General features: G+C 61.6%; 14 protein-coding genes and 2 tRNA genes. 6 read left to right on the plus strand and 10 right to left on the minus strand.

Annotation, left to right across the window (positions count from 1 at the left end; all coding sequences use genetic code 11):
- The 4 genes from HF854_RS09060 to HF854_RS09075 all read right to left on the minus strand — a co-directional run.
- Positions 1–1210: type I restriction-modification system subunit M (locus HF854_RS09060; protein WP_205906084.1), on the minus strand; the 1210-nt coding region annotated here is incomplete at its 3' end.
- Positions 1176–1598: a hypothetical protein gene (locus HF854_RS09065; RefSeq protein ID WP_168935987.1), complete on the minus strand. Its 423-nt coding sequence runs from the start codon at positions 1596–1598 to the stop codon at positions 1176–1178. The genes HF854_RS09060 and HF854_RS09065, both read right to left, overlap by 35 nt.
- A 225-nt stretch (positions 1599–1823) precedes the next feature.
- Positions 1824–1900 (minus strand) — tRNA-Glu (locus HF854_RS09070).
- 17 nt (positions 1901–1917) lie between these two features.
- A tRNA-Gln gene (locus HF854_RS09075) sits at positions 1918–1992 on the minus strand.
- A gap of 423 nt (positions 1993–2415) precedes the next feature.
- Between HF854_RS09075 and HF854_RS09080 the strand changes: the two genes are divergently transcribed.
- From HF854_RS09080 to HF854_RS09095, 4 genes are all read left to right on the plus strand, one after another.
- Complete coding sequence (locus tag HF854_RS09080) at positions 2416–4140, plus strand: YeiH family protein (protein WP_168935988.1); 1725 nt, start codon at positions 2416–2418, stop codon at positions 4138–4140.
- 79 nt (positions 4141–4219) lie between these two features.
- Entirely contained in the window at positions 4220–4498 is a 279-nt protein-coding gene (locus HF854_RS09085) for a hypothetical protein (RefSeq protein ID WP_168935989.1), read from the plus strand.
- Positions 4498–4941 (plus strand): 2-thiouracil desulfurase family protein, encoded by a 444-nt coding sequence (locus HF854_RS09090; protein ID WP_168935990.1) that lies wholly within the window; start codon positions 4498–4500, stop codon positions 4939–4941. Before HF854_RS09085 ends, HF854_RS09090 begins: the two co-directional genes overlap by 1 nt.
- Before the next feature lie 141 nt (positions 4942–5082).
- Positions 5083–6348, plus strand: a complete 1266-nt coding sequence (locus tag HF854_RS09095) for an O-acetylhomoserine aminocarboxypropyltransferase/cysteine synthase family protein (RefSeq protein WP_168935991.1) — start codon at positions 5083–5085, stop codon at positions 6346–6348.
- Positions 6349–6494: 146 nt separating this feature from the next.
- Here HF854_RS09095 and ybaK read toward each other — a convergent pair whose 3' ends face one another.
- The 6 genes from ybaK to lysA form a co-directional block, all read right to left on the minus strand.
- Entirely contained in the window at positions 6495–6989 is a 495-nt protein-coding gene (gene ybaK / locus HF854_RS09100) for a Cys-tRNA(Pro) deacylase (RefSeq protein WP_168935992.1), read from the minus strand.
- A gap of 40 nt (positions 6990–7029) precedes the next feature.
- Positions 7030–8625 carry a dephospho-CoA kinase gene (coaE, locus tag HF854_RS09105; RefSeq protein ID WP_168935993.1) on the minus strand — a complete coding sequence of 532 codons (1596 nt, stop codon included), beginning with the start codon at positions 8623–8625 and terminating at the stop codon, positions 7030–7032.
- Positions 8625–9986, minus strand: coding sequence for an NlpC/P60 family N-terminal domain-containing protein (locus tag HF854_RS09110; RefSeq protein WP_168935994.1), 1362 nt, complete (start codon positions 9984–9986; stop codon positions 8625–8627). Before HF854_RS09110 ends, coaE begins: the two co-directional genes overlap by 1 nt.
- 9 nt (positions 9987–9995) lie before the next feature.
- On the minus strand, positions 9996–10874 hold the full coding sequence (locus HF854_RS09115) for a DUF2156 domain-containing protein (RefSeq protein WP_168935995.1): 879 nt from the start codon (positions 10872–10874) through the stop codon (positions 9996–9998).
- A 15-nt stretch (positions 10875–10889) separates the two neighbouring features.
- Positions 10890–12266, minus strand: coding sequence for an MATE family efflux transporter (locus HF854_RS09120; protein ID WP_168935996.1), 1377 nt, complete (start codon positions 12264–12266; stop codon positions 10890–10892).
- Between the two features lie 358 nt (positions 12267–12624).
- Complete coding sequence (gene lysA, locus HF854_RS09125; protein WP_168935997.1) at positions 12625–13905, minus strand: diaminopimelate decarboxylase; 1281 nt, start codon at positions 13903–13905, stop codon at positions 12625–12627.
- A gap of 317 nt (positions 13906–14222) precedes the next feature.
- Between lysA and HF854_RS09130 the strand changes: the two genes are divergently transcribed.
- Together HF854_RS09130 and HF854_RS09135 are read left to right on the plus strand one after the other, a co-directional pair.
- Positions 14223–14645 (plus strand): FKBP-type peptidyl-prolyl cis-trans isomerase, encoded by a 423-nt coding sequence (locus HF854_RS09130; protein ID WP_006004972.1) that lies wholly within the window; start codon positions 14223–14225, stop codon positions 14643–14645.
- A 28-nt stretch (positions 14646–14673) separates the two neighbouring features.
- The gene (locus HF854_RS09135; protein WP_168935998.1) at positions 14674–16866 is read left to right on the plus strand and encodes a glutamine synthetase III family protein; all 2193 of its coding nucleotides are present in this window, start codon (positions 14674–14676) and stop codon (positions 16864–16866) included.
- The last annotated feature ends 105 nt before the right edge of the window (positions 16867–16971 follow it).

Below are 16971 nucleotides of genomic sequence, written 5' to 3' on the forward strand. Positions count from 1 at the left end.
GGGCTACTTTACCTTGCTTTGGCCTGTATCCTTTGGAGAAAACTGGTATAGCAAGGTGTATGCCGGACATTCTCTTATTGCGGGCCAGAAACCACAGCGAGACAGGAATCTGTGTCGTATAGAACAACTGGGCAGGCATGGCGATGATGCAGTCCACAAGATCGGCATTGACGATGTTCTTGCGAATGTCACCTTCTCCCCCACTCTGGGAGGACAGGGAACCGTTGGCCAGTACCATGCCGATTCTGCCGTTGGGGGACAGATGCCAGATCATGTGCTGGAGCCAGGCAAAGTTTGCATTACCGGCAGGAGGCGTGCCGTATTGCCAGCGTACATCATCCAGAAGTTTGTCCTGTCCCCAGCCGGACATATTGAAAGGCGGGTTGGCCATGATGAAATCCGCCTTGAGCTGGGGATGGCAGTCGTTAAAGAAGGTGTCCGCATTGAATTTGCCCAGGTCAGCCTCAATCCCGCGAATGGCAAGATTCATTTGCGCCATTTTCCAGGTGGTGGGGTTGGAGTCCTGCCCGAAGACGGAAATGCGGTTGATGTTGCCGCCGTGATTTTCAATAAACTTGGCTGACTGGACGAACATGCCGCCGCTGCCGCAGCAGGGATCATAGACGCGCCCGTCATAGGGTTGCAAAATCTCCACCAGCGTGCGCACGATGCAGGAAGGCGTGTAGAACTCTCCCGCCAGCTTCCCTTCCTGTTCGGCAAATTTGGACAGGCAATATTCATAGGTGCGCCCCAAGATGTCTTTGCTGTCGCCGTGCTCAACCATCTGGATATTGGTAAACAAATCAACAACCTCGCCAAGACGCCGCTTGTCCAGCTCTGGGCGGGCAAAGTTTTTGGGCAGAATGTCTTTCAGCCGTTTGTTTTCCTTTTCAATGCTGCGCATGGCCTCGTCAATGACGCTGCCGATCTCCTCTGTGCGGGCTGCCCCGGCAATAACGCTCCAGCGGGCGTTTTCCGGCACAAAAAAAATTTTTTCGGCAAGATATTCATCCCTGTCTTCTTCAAATCCGTCGCCTTCTGCGACCAGCTCATCGTACTTGGCCTCAAAACGATCAGAGATATATTTCAGGAAAATAAGTCCAAGAACGACGGACTTGTATTCCGAAGCGTCAATATTGCCGCGCAAAACACAGGCGGCATCCCAAATTTGCTTTTCAAAGCCGATGGTACTGCTGGTTGATTTGGCCATGTAAATTTCCTGCGTGTCCTTTGATGAAAGAAAGGGAATCTCCTTCATTAGAGCGTTTCAACTTGGTGAAACGCAAGGCGGCGGCACAGCGCCGCCCGGCCCGAACTGAGCGGAAAAACCGCGCTTTTTCCGCGAAACGATAGGCCGTATAGTTTGAAACGCACAGCGTTTCAAACTGAAAATGCTCTAAATCCGCTCTGGCCGATGAGAAGGTATCCGTACAAAGTGCGCCATGCGCGTATGCCGGCAAGACATAAAATTTTATAAAATTCCCGAAAATGCTGCAACTGCGAGCCGCAGGGAAGAACACAGCGATAGGCAGCCGACTGGAGTTTTCTGTGTGCAGAAAATACGGATACGTCCCGCTGGATGCAGAACCAACAGCCACATTTTTATGACGAGTGCGGCGGAAAGAAATTTATCTCCAGCAGCATGTATGGGAAGGACGCAGCCGGATCGGCCGCTTTCATTCTCATGCAGGCCGCCCCGGCTGCGAGACGCTTTGCCTTGCGGAGCCGACAAACTTTTTTCAAGATTTGTGGGGCAGATGGTGGGGCAGATTTGCCCCACAACGAAAAAGCCCTCACGATTTCTCGTAAGGGCTTGATTTCTTTGGCGTCCCCAAGGGGATTTGAACCCCTGTCGACGGCGTGAAAGGCCGTTGTCCTGGGCCGGCTAGACGATGGGGACGCACTATGAAGTTGTGATGGCTGGGCTGCAAGGACTCGAACCTTGATTAGCGGAGCCAGAATCCGCCGTCCTGCCAATTGAACGACAGCCCATCGCGAAAATGGAACTTACGCAAAACCGGCTCTCTTGTCAACAAAAAAATCGAAAAAATTTTAAGGCTTCGTATCCGGCAGAAAAAATGCGGGAGCGGCCAGGAGGGAAGTGCCCTTTGGCACAGTCACGGGATGCCACATTACAAAATATTTCACATGATATCTAACCTGTTGATTTTCCATGGCGACATGATGGGATGAATGTTTCTATCCTGTGAGAATAGTTTACTTTACTTTGCCCCTTTGCCCGGTATTATCCTTGGGATGTGCGGCCTGTGCGCGCCGCAAAAGCAAGATGGTTTGTGAAAAAAGCCGCTGTCTTTTTTCGGGATGGGAGGGAACGCTCCGCAAGAAGCCTTCTTGTTGCTATTTTCAATACGACGTGGCGGGGAGCAGCCCGGCCGCAAACGGAGGTTGTCTGTTATGGAACAAAACAACGAAGTCGTTGTCGACCGTGCCAAGTCGCAGTGGTCCGACTTGTGGAAGAAGGAAGACTACTGGGCCATCTGGATTGGCTTTTTCTTCCTGATCGTGGCCGCATGGCTGTGCTTTGGCCAGCGTCCGGCCCTGGAAGCCAAGTTCAACGAATACGAGACCATCATCAAGGCTGAGGAAAGCAAGCCCTTCAAGACCATCGAATGGTACAAGGCCACTGCCGCCCAGAAAAACGTGCAGGCCCAGAAGCAGTCCCAGGTGGCTGATGTCATCGCTTATCTGAAGAAGCCCGCCCGCTGGACCGACAATCCTCTGGATGCCCTGATGATGGATCAGGCCCGCGCGGATGAGCGCAACGCCGCCCTCAAGCCCAAGGTCGAAGCTGCCAAGCAGGCCGCTGCCGAGGCTCTGGCCACGGCCAAGGCCGCCCAGGATGCCGCCGCCGCTGCCGGTTATCAGGACGCCGGTCTGAATGATGCCGCCAAGGCCGCCATCGACTCCTGGCAGAGCGCCGAAAAGAAGGCCTCCAAGGCCGTTTCCGGTCTGGCCAAGCCCTTCAACCGCATCCCCACCCTCATCGTGCTGGGTCTGGTGCTGGGCGCCCTGTGCACCGTCGGTGCCGTGTTCATGGGCATGAACCCCGGCAAGTTCTTCGTCTCCTTCCTCATCATCTACGCCCTCTGCGTGCTGGCCAACATCCTGGGCAACCAGAAGACCATGCGCCTGTACGGCATCAACGCCGAGATCTGGTCCATCGTCATCGGCATGATCATCGCCAATACCATCGGCACGCCCAAGCTGGTCAAGGACGGCGCCCAGGTGGAATACTTCATCAAGGCCGGTCTGGTGCTGCTGGGTGCCGAAGTGCTGTTCCACAAGATCCTGGCCATCGGTATCCCCGGCATCTTCGTGGCCTGGGTGGTCACCCCCATCGTGCTCATCAGCACCTTCATCTTCGGCCAGAAGGTGCTCAAGATGCCTTCCCGTACCCTGAACATGGTCATTTCCGCCGACATGTCCGTGTGCGGTACCTCGGCGGCCATCGCCACCGCCGCTGCCTGCCGCGCCAAGAAGGAAGAACTGACCCTGTCCATCGGCCTGTCCCTGACCTTCACCGCCATCATGATGGTGGCCATGCCCGCCTTCATCAACTGGGTGGGTATGCCTGAGGTCCTGGGCGGCGCCTGGATCGGCGGTACCGTGGACGCCACCGGCGCCGTGGCCGCTGCCGGTGCCTTCATCGGTCCCAAGGCCCTGCAGGTGGCCGCTACGGTCAAGATGATCCAGAACGTGCTCATCGGTGTGACGGCCTTTTGCGTGGCCATGTACTGGTGCGCCAAGGTGGACGTGCAGGAAGGCCAGAAGGTCAGCGCCATGGAGATCTGGCACCGCTTCCCCAAGTTCGTGCTGGGCTTCCTGACGGCTTCCATCGTCATGTCCGTGGTCAGCTCCTCCCTGGGTGCTGATGTGGGCAAGATGCTGGTGGATAACGGCATCAACAAGATCTCCGTGCCCCTGCGCGGCTGGTTCTTCGCCCTGGCCTTCGTGTCCATCGGTCTGACCACCAACTTCCGCGAACTGGGCAAGTACTTCAAGGGCGGCAAGCCCATCCTGCTCTATGTTTGCGGTCAGTCCCTGAACCTGGCCCTGACGCTGCTCATGGCCTGGATCATGTTCTACAAGGTCTTCCCCGAAATCACGGCCAAGATCTAAGCTTCATCTGCAATCAAGGGGGGCCGTTCCGGGAACGGCCCCCTTTTTTTCCCGGATGTTCCGGTGTAGGGTGATCCTCATGAATGACAGAATCTTCAAGATGGGCAAGCTTGTCCTCTGGGGCGTCGGCCTGTGGGTCTTTTTCGCGGTCATCACGCCGCGCCTTGTGGCCCTGAGCCCTGCCTGGCAGCATTATGACCGCGTTCAGGAAGAGAACGGGCTGGACAGCGGTGCCCTGTATTACACCAATGTCCCTGTGGTACAGTCTGCCGAGGAGGCCATGAAGCATGCCGTCAAAGCCGGGATGGCCGAGCGGCGCGAACTGGCCATAGCCCAGCGCCGGAATGCGGAGCTGTGATGACGACGCCCGTATGCCGTTTTGTGGTCAGCGCCTGTCTGGCCGGGGAATTTTGCCGCTATGACGGCGGGAGCAACGCCTGTGCTGCGGTCCAGGAACTGGTGCGCAGGGGAGAGGCCGTCACGGCCTGTCCTGAAGGGCTGGCCTGCCTGCCCGTGCCCCACCCGCCGTGCGAGATCAGAGAAGGGCGCGTCCTGTCGCAGGATGGCAGGGATCTGACGGAGGATTTCCTCCGGGGGGCCCGCCTGGCCATGGAGACGGCCCGCAGGCACGGCTGTACGGCGGCCATCCTCAAACGGCGTTCGCCCTCCTGCGGTGTGGGGCAGATCTATGACGGCACGTTCAGCCGTACCCTTTGTCCCGGTGACGGGCTGTGGGCACGCATGCTGCGCGAGGCCGGGTTCGCCCTGTATACCGAGGAACATCTGCCCGAAGATATCTAGACCTGCGAAAGGTCGTTGCCCGTCTTCCCTGAGGACGGGCTTTTGTTTTGGGGCGCTGCGGCTTGTGTTTCTCCTATCCATCAGATAAGAAAAAAGGCCGGCAGACGCTGCCGAATGGACTTTTTACGGAACGAGGAACCCATGAAAACCGAATCGCTTTGCCTGCATGCGGGCTATACCCCCAAGAACGGTGAGCCCCGGGTACTGCCCATCGTGCAGAGCACGACCTTTACTTATGACTCCACGGCCGAAGTGGCCAAGCTTTTTGACCTGGAAACTTCCGGCTTTTTCTACACCCGTCTGGGCAATCCCACGGTGGACGCCGTGGAGCAGAAAATCGCGGCTCTGGAAGGCGGCGTCGGCGCCCTGTGCACCTCTTCGGGACAGGCTGCCATCCTCATCGCCATCCTCAACATGGCCCAGAGCGGCGACCATGTGGTCAGCATGGCCAGCATCTACGGCGGCACCTTCAACCTGTTCGCCGTGACGCTGAAGAAAATGGGCATCGAAGTGACCTTCGTGGACCAGCGGGCCGATGACGCCGAGATCGAGAAGGCCATCCGCCCCAACACCAAGGCCATGTTCGGCGAGACCCTGACCAATCCTTCCATGGACGTGCTGGACATCGAACGCATCGCGGCCCTGGCCCATCGTCACGGCCTGCCCCTGATCGTGGACAATACCTTTGCCACGCCTGTGCTCTGCCGTCCCTTCGATTTCGGTGCCGACATCGTCGTCCACTCCACCACCAAATACATGGACGGCCATGCCCTGCAGATGGGCGGCGTCATCGTGGACAGCGGCAAGTTCGACTGGACTTCCGGGCGCTTCCCCGAATTCACCGAGCCCGACGCCTCGTATCATGGCCTGATCTATACCAAGGCCTTCGGCAAGGCCGCTTACATCGTCAAGGCCCGCGTGCAGCTCATGCGTGACCTGGGATGTTGCCAGACGCCGCAGGGCGCCTTCTACATCAATCAGGGCCTGGAGACCCTGCCCCTGCGCATGGAACGCCACTGCCGCAATGCCGAGGCTGTGGCGACCTTCCTGGCCGGGCACGACAAGGTGGAGAGCGTCTGCTACCCCTGGCTGCCGGACAGCCACGACAAGGCCCTGGCCGAAAAATACCTGCCTAAGGGCTGCAGCGGCGTCATCTCCTTCTCGCTCAAGGGCGGCCGCGACGCCGGGGCCCGTTTCATCGACAGCCTGAAGATGGTGTCCCTGCAGGTGCATGTGGCCGATATCCGTACCTGTGTCCTGCATCCGGCCAGCTCCACGCATCGCCAGCTCAGTGACGAGCAGCTCACGGAAGCTGGCATCACGCCCGGCATGGTCCGCCTGTCCGTCGGTCTGGAAAATATCGACGACCTTCTGGAAGACCTGTCGCAGGCGCTGGCTCAGGCCTAAGTGATAACAAGACTGTACAAAATGAGAGAGCGGGTCCCGCAGGGGGCCCGCTCTCTTTGCGTTGTGGCTGATGGGCTGCTCCTGCTCCGTCAGGGACAGGCAGGAGAGGACGTCTCAGACTTTTTTACTGTCTTTTGCAAACTGTTTCAGTCTGCATTATTGGCGATCTCGGCCATGGTGGCGCCGGTGGCCCGGCACAGGTCGTCCGGCGAAAGGCAGAGCTGCACCCCGCGCTGTCCGGCGCTGATATAGATCTGCTCCCAGAGGATGGCATGCTCATCCAGAAAGACGGGGTAATCCTTTTTGGCTGCCAGCGGCGAACAACCGCCGCGGATGTAGCCTGTCAGGGGCAGGACTTCCTTGAGGTGGACCATCTCCACATGCTTGTTGCCGGATGCCGTGGCCAGGGCCTTCAGGTTTAGTTCCGCCGCGGCGGGGATGCAGGCCATGATGACGCCTGTTTTGTCACCGCGGGCCACCAGGGTCTTGAAAACGCAGCCGGGATCCACGCCCAGTTTGTGGGCCATGGTCACGGCGGAAAGGTCGCTTTCGTCCACATCGGCCTGATGCAGGGTGAAGGGGATCTCCAGACGCTCCAGCAGGCGCGCGGCATTGGTCTTGGCTATTTTTTTGCTGCTCATAGTGCTTGTGATAAACTTGTGATCGAAACGGGGGATGGCGTCATTTGACCTGCCAGCAGGCCGTGACCTGCCGGAGGATATCATCCTGTGCCTGTTGCCGCAGAGCGGTCAGCTGTTCCAGCAGGGCAGGGATGCGGGCGCGAAGGTCCGCCGGTGTCCCGGCATTGTCCACCACCAGATCGCTGGCGGCTTCCTTGCGCTCGGCTGGCCACTGCCAGGCTTCCAGAGTCGCGGCTTTTTCTTCGCTCCAGCCGCGGGTGGCCATGATGCGTTGCAGGCGGATCTCGCGCGGGCAGCGTACCGTCAGGCTCAGGGCACCGGGCAGACCGGCCTTATGCCAGCCGCATTCGAAATACAGGGGGATCTCCGCCACGGCGCAGTCCTTGCCCTCGGCTTCCGCCTTGTCCCAGAAGGCCAGGATGGCGTCCCGGACAAGGGTATGGACCATCTGCTCCACTTCTTTGCGCAGGCCGGGGGCCTGCTGCATGGCCTCCAGCAAAGCGGGTTTGCACACGCTGCCGTCATCCTCCAGCAGACGTTCCCCGAAGCGGCGGCCCAGATAATCGGCCATCTCCCCACCGGCGGCATAGAGCTGCGCCACCAGGGCATCGGCGCTGACCGTGGGCAGGCCCGTCTCTTCCAGGGCATGGGTGAGGGTCGATTTGCCGCAACCGGGATTGCCGGTGATGACCAGCCGCTGCATGCGGCTGCTGTTGTTCAGGATGGTCCGGAGCATGTCGTCGGGCGGCGGGCAGAAAAATTCCAGCGCCTCGCCCGACAGGGGATGGCAAAAACTGATGTGCCAGGCATGCAGCATCTGGCGTGGGGCACGGGCCGCCACAGGGGCCGGGGCGTACAGGGCGTCGCCCAGCAGGGGATGGCCCACATGCGCCATGTGGACGCGGATCTGGTGCGTGCGTCCGGTATGGATGCGCACGGCCACCAGCGAGAAATCCTTGCGCGGGCTGCTCCAAAGCACGCGCCAGTCGCTGTGGGCCGCCTTGCCGCCCCGGTTCTCCGGGACAACGGCCATCTTGACCTTGGCGGTAGGATGGCGGCCCAGAGGTTCCCGGCAGGTGCCCGTCTTCGGGGGCACGCCCTGCACTAGGGCCAGATACTCCTTGTGGACTTCCCGCCGGGCAAAGGCCTCGCTCATGCGCAGGCGGGTGGGCTCGTCCAGGGCCACGAGCAAAAGGCCGCTGGTGTCCTTGTCCAGACGATGGACCACACCGGGGCGCAGGCCTTCCTGTTCCCGCAAACGCGGGAAGTGGTGCAGCAGGCGCTGGACAAGCGTGTTTTCCGGGCAGGACGGACAGGGATGGACCGTCAGGCCCGCGGGCTTGTTGCACAGCAGCAGATGCTCGTCCTGCCAGAGGATGTCCACCGCTTCGTCTTCGGCGCGAAGCTCGTTGGCCGTATCGGGTAGATCGAGACGGACCTCCTGGCCGGCCTTGAGCTTGAGGGACGCCGTGGAGACCGGCAGCCCGTCGATGCGGCAGGCACCGGCCGTGATGGCACGCTGCACGGCGGCCCGTGAGAGGTCGGGCAGCAGACCGCACAGGGCCTTGTCCAGCCGCTGCCCCACCAGAGCGCCCGCCACGCGGAAGTCCAGCTGACGAGGGCTTTCCCCGCTCATCAACGGCCTCCCAGGACGGTGATGCTGTTCACGCGGTCACCAAAGGTGGTGGTGCGGTACAGATTGCGCAGTTCGCTGCCGGGCGTGATGGAGCTGACCACGGCACGGCCGATGACGAAGCGCTCGTTGTCGCTGGCGCCCTCTACGGTGCGCACGCCCCAGACGTTGTGGAAGATGGCGGGCCGCCCTTTGTAGGGCCCCACATAGAGCATGATGTGCCCGCGCAGCCAGACCAGGGTCAGGAAGGGGACGCCGTCGCGCAGGATGGCCTTTTCCTTTTCCTTGATGCTCATGCCGTCCAGCATGATACGCCGTCCGCTGCGCGCCTGGGACAGGGAGTTGCGGGGCAGCCAGATGCCGAAGGGCGTCAGCAGCTCGCGGGTCAGGGCGGAGCAGTCGCGGTCGCCGAACATGCCGCCCCAGCCGTAGCGCTGCCCCATCATGACGTTGCCGATGAGGGCCACCTGCGCCGGGGTCATGGGCAGGGGCTTGATGGCGGCGTCTTCATGGGCCAGCGTCAGTGTGACCACGGTCGCCCGGCTGCCGTTCTTGACGGGGACCAGCACCGCCAGGCGGGTGTTGTCGCTCTGGGACGGGGCCAGAGGCAGGACAGTGCCGATATTGACCTGTCCGGCCAGGCTGCCGGGCAGGGGGACGTTGTCGCGCAGCACGGCCACATAGCTGCCGGTCTTGTAGCTGGCCTCGAAAGCCTCGTCCACGATGCCGATATCATTGGCGTCCACCCAGCCCGCGGCCACGGGGGTCTCCACATAATACCAGTTGCCGTCACGGCTGGTGTGGGCGATGAAGACCGGCGTCCCCACCGGCAGCAGGGAATACTGGAAGTAGTCGAAAGGATTGATGCGCGGGTCAGGCGTGGGCTCGCTGAAACGCGGCGTATGGCTGGGCATCTCGCGCAGGTCGGCATTGCGTACCGTGATGCCGTACATGGCCGTGTTGGGGAAGCTCTTCAGACCGGCGTTGGCACGCATGGCGTCCCATTCGTCCTGGGTCCAGCGCACGTCACCGTATTTGTAGCCCTTGGCCTTGCGGAAATAGATCTCCACGTCCCGTTTGCGGATGGAGGTCTTGCGCATGTCCCAGGGGCCGAAGAAGATGCGATTGAAGCGCGCGTCCTGCTCCGCCTGGGCCTGGCTGTCCAGCAGGGGCGTGTCGGCACCGGCCTGCTGGGCGAACACGGTCAGATCCTGCGGAAAGCTCCGCATGTCACGGATGGTGCCCAGATGCGGGGAAGGGATGCCGTCACGCGGCGGGATCTGTTTGCCGCCGCAGGCGGCCAGCAACAGCAGCGAACACAGCGCCGCCAGCCGTACCCCTGTCCAGAGGAAAGACCGAGTCATGATGCCCCCTTATTTGAAGCTCACCTGATACTTGCGCAGAAAGTCCGTCGGCAGATAGGTCATCTTGGCCTGGCGCAAGCCTTCTTCATCCAGATCCTGGGCCCGGTTCAGCAGCTCGAAGCCGTTGCCCGCCTCTCGGGAGAAGCAGGCATTGATGGTCTGGTAGACGCCGCGGAAACCGTTGAGCCCTTTTTCATAATGGACCCCCAGCGTCTTTTCGTCCAGTGCTTCCCCCACGCTGAAGGCCACCATCTGGCCGTCCACATACAGGGAACCGCCGCACAGGCCGTCCAGAAGCTCCCAGTGGGAGAGCACGCGGTTGATGGCTTCGTTCTCGGCACGCAGGGAAGGGGAGTCCTCGCATTCATGCCACTGGCACCAGTCGTCCTGCAGGCCCAGCACGTCTTCCACCATGGCATCGTCCAGCGGCCGGTAGTCGATGCCGTAAGCCTTTTCGAAGCCGCGCAGGTGGTTACGCTTTTTATGGTAGCGGTTGCCCGGCAGGGTGGCCAGATCGCTCTGCAGATACAGGTATTCCCACTGGCCGCGCGAATCATGCTCTTCGACCTTGTCCGGCAGGGCCGCGCGCCAGCGCTCCAGCAGTTCTTCGGGCACGCGGATGAAGCTGCGGCAGGCGTCGTCGATGCCGCTGGCAGCCCAGTCCACGGCGTCCCAGTCGCCCACAGGGGCCCAGTAGGTGACGAAGGGCACGGTCTGGCGCAGCCAGCACAGATCGCCGTCAAAGGCCCACTGCAGGCCGAAATACTGCTGCCAGCCCCAGATATTGGGCAGGCTGTAGTCCAGGGAACGACGCGGGGTCTTGTGCCACAGTTCGTAGAATTCGGAACGACCGTCCAGGGTGACGGGAGTGAAAGAAAGATTCTTCATCAGGGGAACCTGTTGTTATCTGTTGTCGTGATGGTGCCGGGCGCGCATGGCAAAGCGGGCCCAGTCGCGGTACAGTAAAACATAAAACATGATGGCCGTTTGTAAACACTGCGAGACCAGCATGGCCAGGAACACGCCGGAGGCCGTGCCCCACAGCCAGTGGCCCAGCAGCCAGCCCAGCGGCAGACGTACCAGCCAGAAGGTGCCGCCGTAGACCATCAGATTGTAGCGTGTGGCGCCCGCGCCCACCATGACGCCGCCCATGACGGTGCTGGCGATGGAAAAGGGCGTGGAGAGCAGATTGTAGGTCAGATAGTTGATGATCTGGGCCTGCGTGCCCGCCTCGTGGGAGAGCAGGGCCGCCAGTTCGGCCCGGAAGGGCCAGAGCAGGGCCGCTACGACGCTCATGCCCAGCGAGGCGATGACGATCATCTGCAGGGCGACGCGCTTTGCCTTGGCGGGCTCGCCCATGCCGAGACAGTTGCCCACCAGCACGGAGACGCTCATGTTGAAGGCCATGCCCGGCAGGAAGAGCAGGGCCTCGATGCGCAGACCGGCGGTGAGGCCCGCCAGAGCGTTGATGCTGTCGAAAGGCAGGGAGGCCACCAGGACGAAAAGCATGAGGTAGCCGGACTGCCAGACGATCTGGGCCGCGCCCGCGGGCAGGGCCACTTTGAGTAGGTAGGGCAGACCGGCCCGCAGCCAGCGAGTGGTGGGCATGGCCCGGCGGCACAGGTAACCGGCCCGGCAGAGCAGCAAACAGTTGGCCACGGCTCCCAGACACTGGGCACCGGCATTGGCCCAGGCGATGCCCACATAGCCCATGCAGGGCAGGCCGAACCAGCCCAGGCCCAGCCCCAGACAGCCCAGCAGGTCGAAGACGCAGACCGTGGCCGCCACCCAGAGCGGCGGCAGGACCTGCCGGGTGGCGCGAAACATGACGCCGGTGGCGGCGTAGACATACTGGGCGGGCAGGGCCAGCATGGTGATGTCCCAGAAACCGGCGGTGACCGGCAGAATGCGCTCCGGGACCTGGAGGACGCGCAGGATGGGGCTGCCCAGCTGCCAACCCAGCAGGGCCACCAGGATGCCGGCCAGCAGGCTGCCCAGGACGGTGGTGCCCACATAGCGCTGGGCGCGGCGCATGCGCTTGGCCCCCAGTGACTGGCTGACCGCTGCTGTGGCGCCGCTGGACATGGACATGGCCACGACCATGAGGAACAGGCCGCACTGGTTGACCATGCCGAGCGCGGCCTGCACGTCGGCACTGATGCGTCCGGCCACCCAGATATTGATGAAGCCCATGAAGAAGACCAGATACATCATGAGCATCTGCGGCCAGGTGAGCTTCCATATGGCACGGGGAGAAACGCTGAGATCCGGTTCCGGCATGAGGTGTTCCAAAGATGTTTGCGTGCGGCTGACACGGAAAAGGTTGGTGGACAGCAAGGGGCTCTGGTTGGGAAGGCTTCCTGCTCCGGCAGCCCGGCGGCAGGCAGTGAACGGCAGCGCACCGGCGTATCGGGGAGTCGTACGCCCCGGCAGAGCTGGGGACAGGCGACGTGCAAAAACTGTGGCCCTGAAGGGGGGATCAGGTCCCGTGGACTGCCGGGCAGGACAGGACGCCGTCACTGCAAGGAAAAAGGAGGAGCGATCGTAGCTGGCCGAAGCGCTCGAAGGGGGAAGAGGGCGCTTTCCCGCTGGAAAAGTCCCCTTCCCCCTTCGTGAAAATCAGGCAGGCGGCCCAGGATTACAGCAGGCCCTCGTAACAGGCAGCCAGATCTTCCAGGGTCTCGCGGCGGCGGATCAGACGCACGCTGCCGTCGGCCTGGATCAGGATCTCGGCGGCCCGGCAACGCTGATTGTAGGAGGAGGACATCACGAAACCGTAAGCCCCGGCGTCCAGCACGCCCAGCACGTCGCCTTCATGCAGCAGAGGCAGCTGGCGGTTCTTGGCCAGGATGTCGCCGCTTTCGCAGATGTTGCCCACGACGCTTTGTTCCACGGTCTCGGTATCCGGGCCCTGCGCGCCCTGACGGTACACTTCCACATCATGGAAGGAGTCGTACATGGCGGGACGCACCAGCACGTTGAAACCCAGGTCGGTACCGGCATAGCGTCTGTCACCGTTGGTCTTGGTGGCGTTGACGCTCCCCAGCAGGACGCCGCATTCGGCCACCACATAGCGGCCGGGCTCCACCAGGAAGCGGCCGGTGTAGCCGGTCTTTTCCGCCCAGCCACTGATGAGGCCGTGCAGGCGGCTGCCCAGGTCGTCCATGTCCAGACGGGGCTGGTCTTCGTATTTGTGGTAAGGGATGCCGAAACCGCCGCCGAAGTCGATGACTTCCAGTTTTTCCAGCACGTCGGCGGGCAGACGTTCGGCCAGATGCAGCAGGACCTCGGCAGCGGCGATGTAGCCGTCGGCCTCCATGAACAGGGAGCCGATGTGCTGGTTGATGCCGGCCAGATGCAGGTCATATTTTTTCAGGATGGCGAACAGGTCGTCCAGCAGTTCCGGCGAGACGCCGAACTTGGTCTCCTTGCCGGCGGTGACGACCTTGGCGTGATGGCCGGCGCCGATACCGGGGTTGAAGCGCACCATGACCTTGCCGCCGGGATTGACGCGGCCCAGGGTCTCCACCTGGGAAAGGGAATCCACGCTGATCAGCACGCCGTGCCGGACGGCATTGCGCAGCTCGTCTTCAGAGATGTTGTTGGAGATGTAGAGGATCTCGTCGGCGGTGAAGCCCGCCAGCTGGTCCATGTACAGCTCGCCGGGGCTCATGGCGTCCACCACCAGGCCTTCTTCGCGGATGATGCGCAGCAGCACGGGGTTGGTGTTGGCCTTGACCGAATAGTTGACGCCAAAGCCGGGCAGGGAGGAAAGGGCCTTGAGTTCGCGGCAGCGCTGGCGCAGCACGGTCTCATTATAAACATAGAGCGGCGTACCGAACTTTTGGGCCAGATCCAGAGGAGAATGGCCACCATAAAAATTGATACTGTCGGTATAGCTGGAGCGGATCTGGGACATAGGGGATTCCTTGGTCTGAAAGGCTGCCGGCTCTGGCCGGCTCAGGAATTGTTTGGGCGCTCAATATATGCTGTTGCCTCCCCCGGCTGTCAAGATGGCAGGCCCGCGGCAAGGACGATTTCATGGCCGCCCGGGCCATGCCGCAAGGGGAGGGCGGGCCCGTCCGCATTGACATGGCAGCCCCCCTGCTTTATTCCAAAACAGCGGACCGGTGGAAAATGCCCTGACGGCATCCGGGTTCCAGCCTTTCACGCGGCCCTTTGCCGCGCATTCTTTTTTGTAATCAACCGGGCTTGCCCGAATCATACGGAGTATCCATGGCTATCAAGAATGGCGACACCCTGCGTGTGCACTACACCGGCACTCTCAGCGACGGCACTGTTTTCGACTCTTCCCGCGAACGCGAACCCCTGGAATTTACCATGGGCAAAGGCATGCTCATCCCCGGCTTCGAAGCCGCCGTCATGGGCCACGAAGCGGGCGAGACCGTGACCGTCACCATTCCCCCGTCCCAGGCTTATGGCGAAAGCGATCCCGAGCTGGTCTTCACCGTGGACCGCGCCCAGGTGCCCGATCATATCCCGCTGACCGTGGGCGTGCCGCTGCAGCTTTCCAATGAACAGGGCCAGATGGACGTGACCATCACCGAAGTCACGGACGAAGAGATCACCCTGGATGCCAACCATCCCCTGGCCGGCAAGGAACTGACCTTCGAAATCGAAATCGTCAGCGTCAACTAGGTTCCCGGACGTTGACAAGGGAGCTTTCATGAGCAGCAATTCCGCCCGCAGAAGTGCCGTTCAGGCCATCACCACCTACAAGCCGGAAGCGTCGCCGCTGAACTTTTACGATACCAAGCCCACCGACATTTTCGGCTGTAACGTGTTCACCGACAAGGTGATGCGTGAACGCCTGCCCAAGGATGTCTACAAGGCCCTGCACAAGACCATCGAATTCGGCGAACGCATGGATCCCGGCATCGCCGATACCGTGGCCGCCGTCATGAAGGACTGGGCCATCGAAAAGGGTGCCACCCACTTCACCCATATCTTCTACCCCCTGACCGGTCAGACGGCGGAAAAGCACGACAGCTTCCTGATGCCTGACGGCCAGGGCCGCATCATCGCCGAATTCTCCGGCGCCATGCTGATCCGCGGCGAGCCCGACGCTTCGTCCTTCCCCTCCGGCGGCCTGCGCTCCACCTTCGAGGCGCGCGGCTACACGGCCTGGGACGTGACCAGCCCCGCCTACATCATGGAAAACCCCAACGGGACCTTCCTGTGCATCCCCACCATGTTCCTTTCGTGGACCGGTGTGGCCCTGGACAAGAAGACCCCGCTGCTGCGTTCCGGCCAGGCCCTCAACCGTGAGGCCCGCCGCGTGCTGAAGCTGTTCGGCATCGAGACCAAGCTGCCTGTGGTCTCCTACGCCGGTCTGGAGCAGGAATACTTCTGCATCGACCACAACTTCAACTTCGCCCGTCCCGACCTGCAGGTGGCAGGACGCTCGCTGTTCGGCGCCCGTCCGGCCAAGGGCCAGGAATTCAGTGACCAGTACTTCGGGGTCATTCCCCAGCGCGTGCTGTCCTACATGATGGAAGTGGAACGCGAGCTCTACAAGCTGGGCGTGCCCGTGCGCACCCGCCATAATGAAGCCGCTCCCAGCCAGTACGAGATCGCGCCTCTGTACGAGGCCAGCAACCTGGCCGTGGACCACAACCACATCATCATGTCCACCCTGCGCAACGTGGCCAAACGCTACGGGCTCAAGTGCCTGCTGCACGAAAAGCCCTTCTACGGCGTCAACGGCTCGGGCAAGCACGTGAACTACTCCATCGGCAATGCCGAGCTGGGCACGCTGTTCAACCCCGGCGAGACCCCGCACGCCAATGCCAAGTTCCTGGTGTTCTGTGCGGCCATGATCCGCGCCGTGCACAAGTTCGGCGGCCTGCTGCGTGCCACTGTGGCCAGCGCCAGCAACGACCACCGTCTGGGCGCTCACGAAGCCCCGCCGGCCATCATGTCCATCTTCCTGGGCGATCAGCTGACGGAAGTGTTCGAAGCCTTCCGTGCCGGTCGTATCGACGATGCCGCCAACAGCAAGAGCGGCCGCGTCATGAACGTGGGCGTGGATACCCTGCCGCCCCTGCCCACCGACCCCGGTGACCGCAACCGCACCAGCCCCATCGCCTTCACGGGCAACCGCTTCGAATTCCGTGCCCTGGGTTCCAGCCAGTCCGCGGCCGATTCCATCACTGCCCTGAACGCCATCATGGCTGATTCGCTGGGCCATGCGGCCGACTTCCTGGAAGGCGACCTGGCCCGCGGCAAGGACCTCAACACGGCCATCCAGCACTATGTGCAGCATGTCATCGAAGAGCACAGTGCCGTTATCTTCAACGGTGACGGCTACTCCAGCATTTGGCATGCCGAAGCCGAACGTCGTGGCCTGTCCAACCTGCGCACCACGCCCGAGGCCATGCCCGAGCTGATCCGTCCCGAAGTCATCGACCTGTACGAGCGTCTGGGCATCCTGAACCGTGCCGAGCTCAAGGCCCGTTATGACATCTATCTGGAGCAGTACTGCAAGACCGTACGCACCGAAGCCATCCTGACCATCCGCATCGCCCGGACCATCATCTTCCCCGCGGCCATGCGTTATCAGGGCGAACTGGCCGAGACCGCGGCCCGCATGAAGGCCATCGGCAAGGACTTCCGTACCATCACGCTGGACGAGGTCACCGAGCAGCTGCGCGGCCTGCAGGATGCCACCCGCAGCCTGGAAGCCACGCTGGCCAGTGTGGACGGCAAGGGCGACTTCCTGGCCCGCGCCACCCGCTACTGCGAAGAAGTGCTGCCCATCATGGGCGAAGTGCGGCGCTATGCCGACCTGCTGGAGACCCGCGTGGCCGATGACCTGTGGGATCTGCCCAGCTATCAGGAAATCCTTTTCGGAAAATAATTGACAGCCGAAAAGAATTGTGATTTTCTACGCAAAGAACTTTTAACCAACAGGATTATTTCCATGTCGTGCACTTTCTCCAACATCTGCTTCCGCACCTTCTGG

Origin of the sequence: Desulfovibrio piger (assembly GCF_012843875.1) — a bacterium.
Taxonomy (GTDB): Bacteria; Desulfobacterota; Desulfovibrionia; order Desulfovibrionales; family Desulfovibrionaceae; genus Desulfovibrio.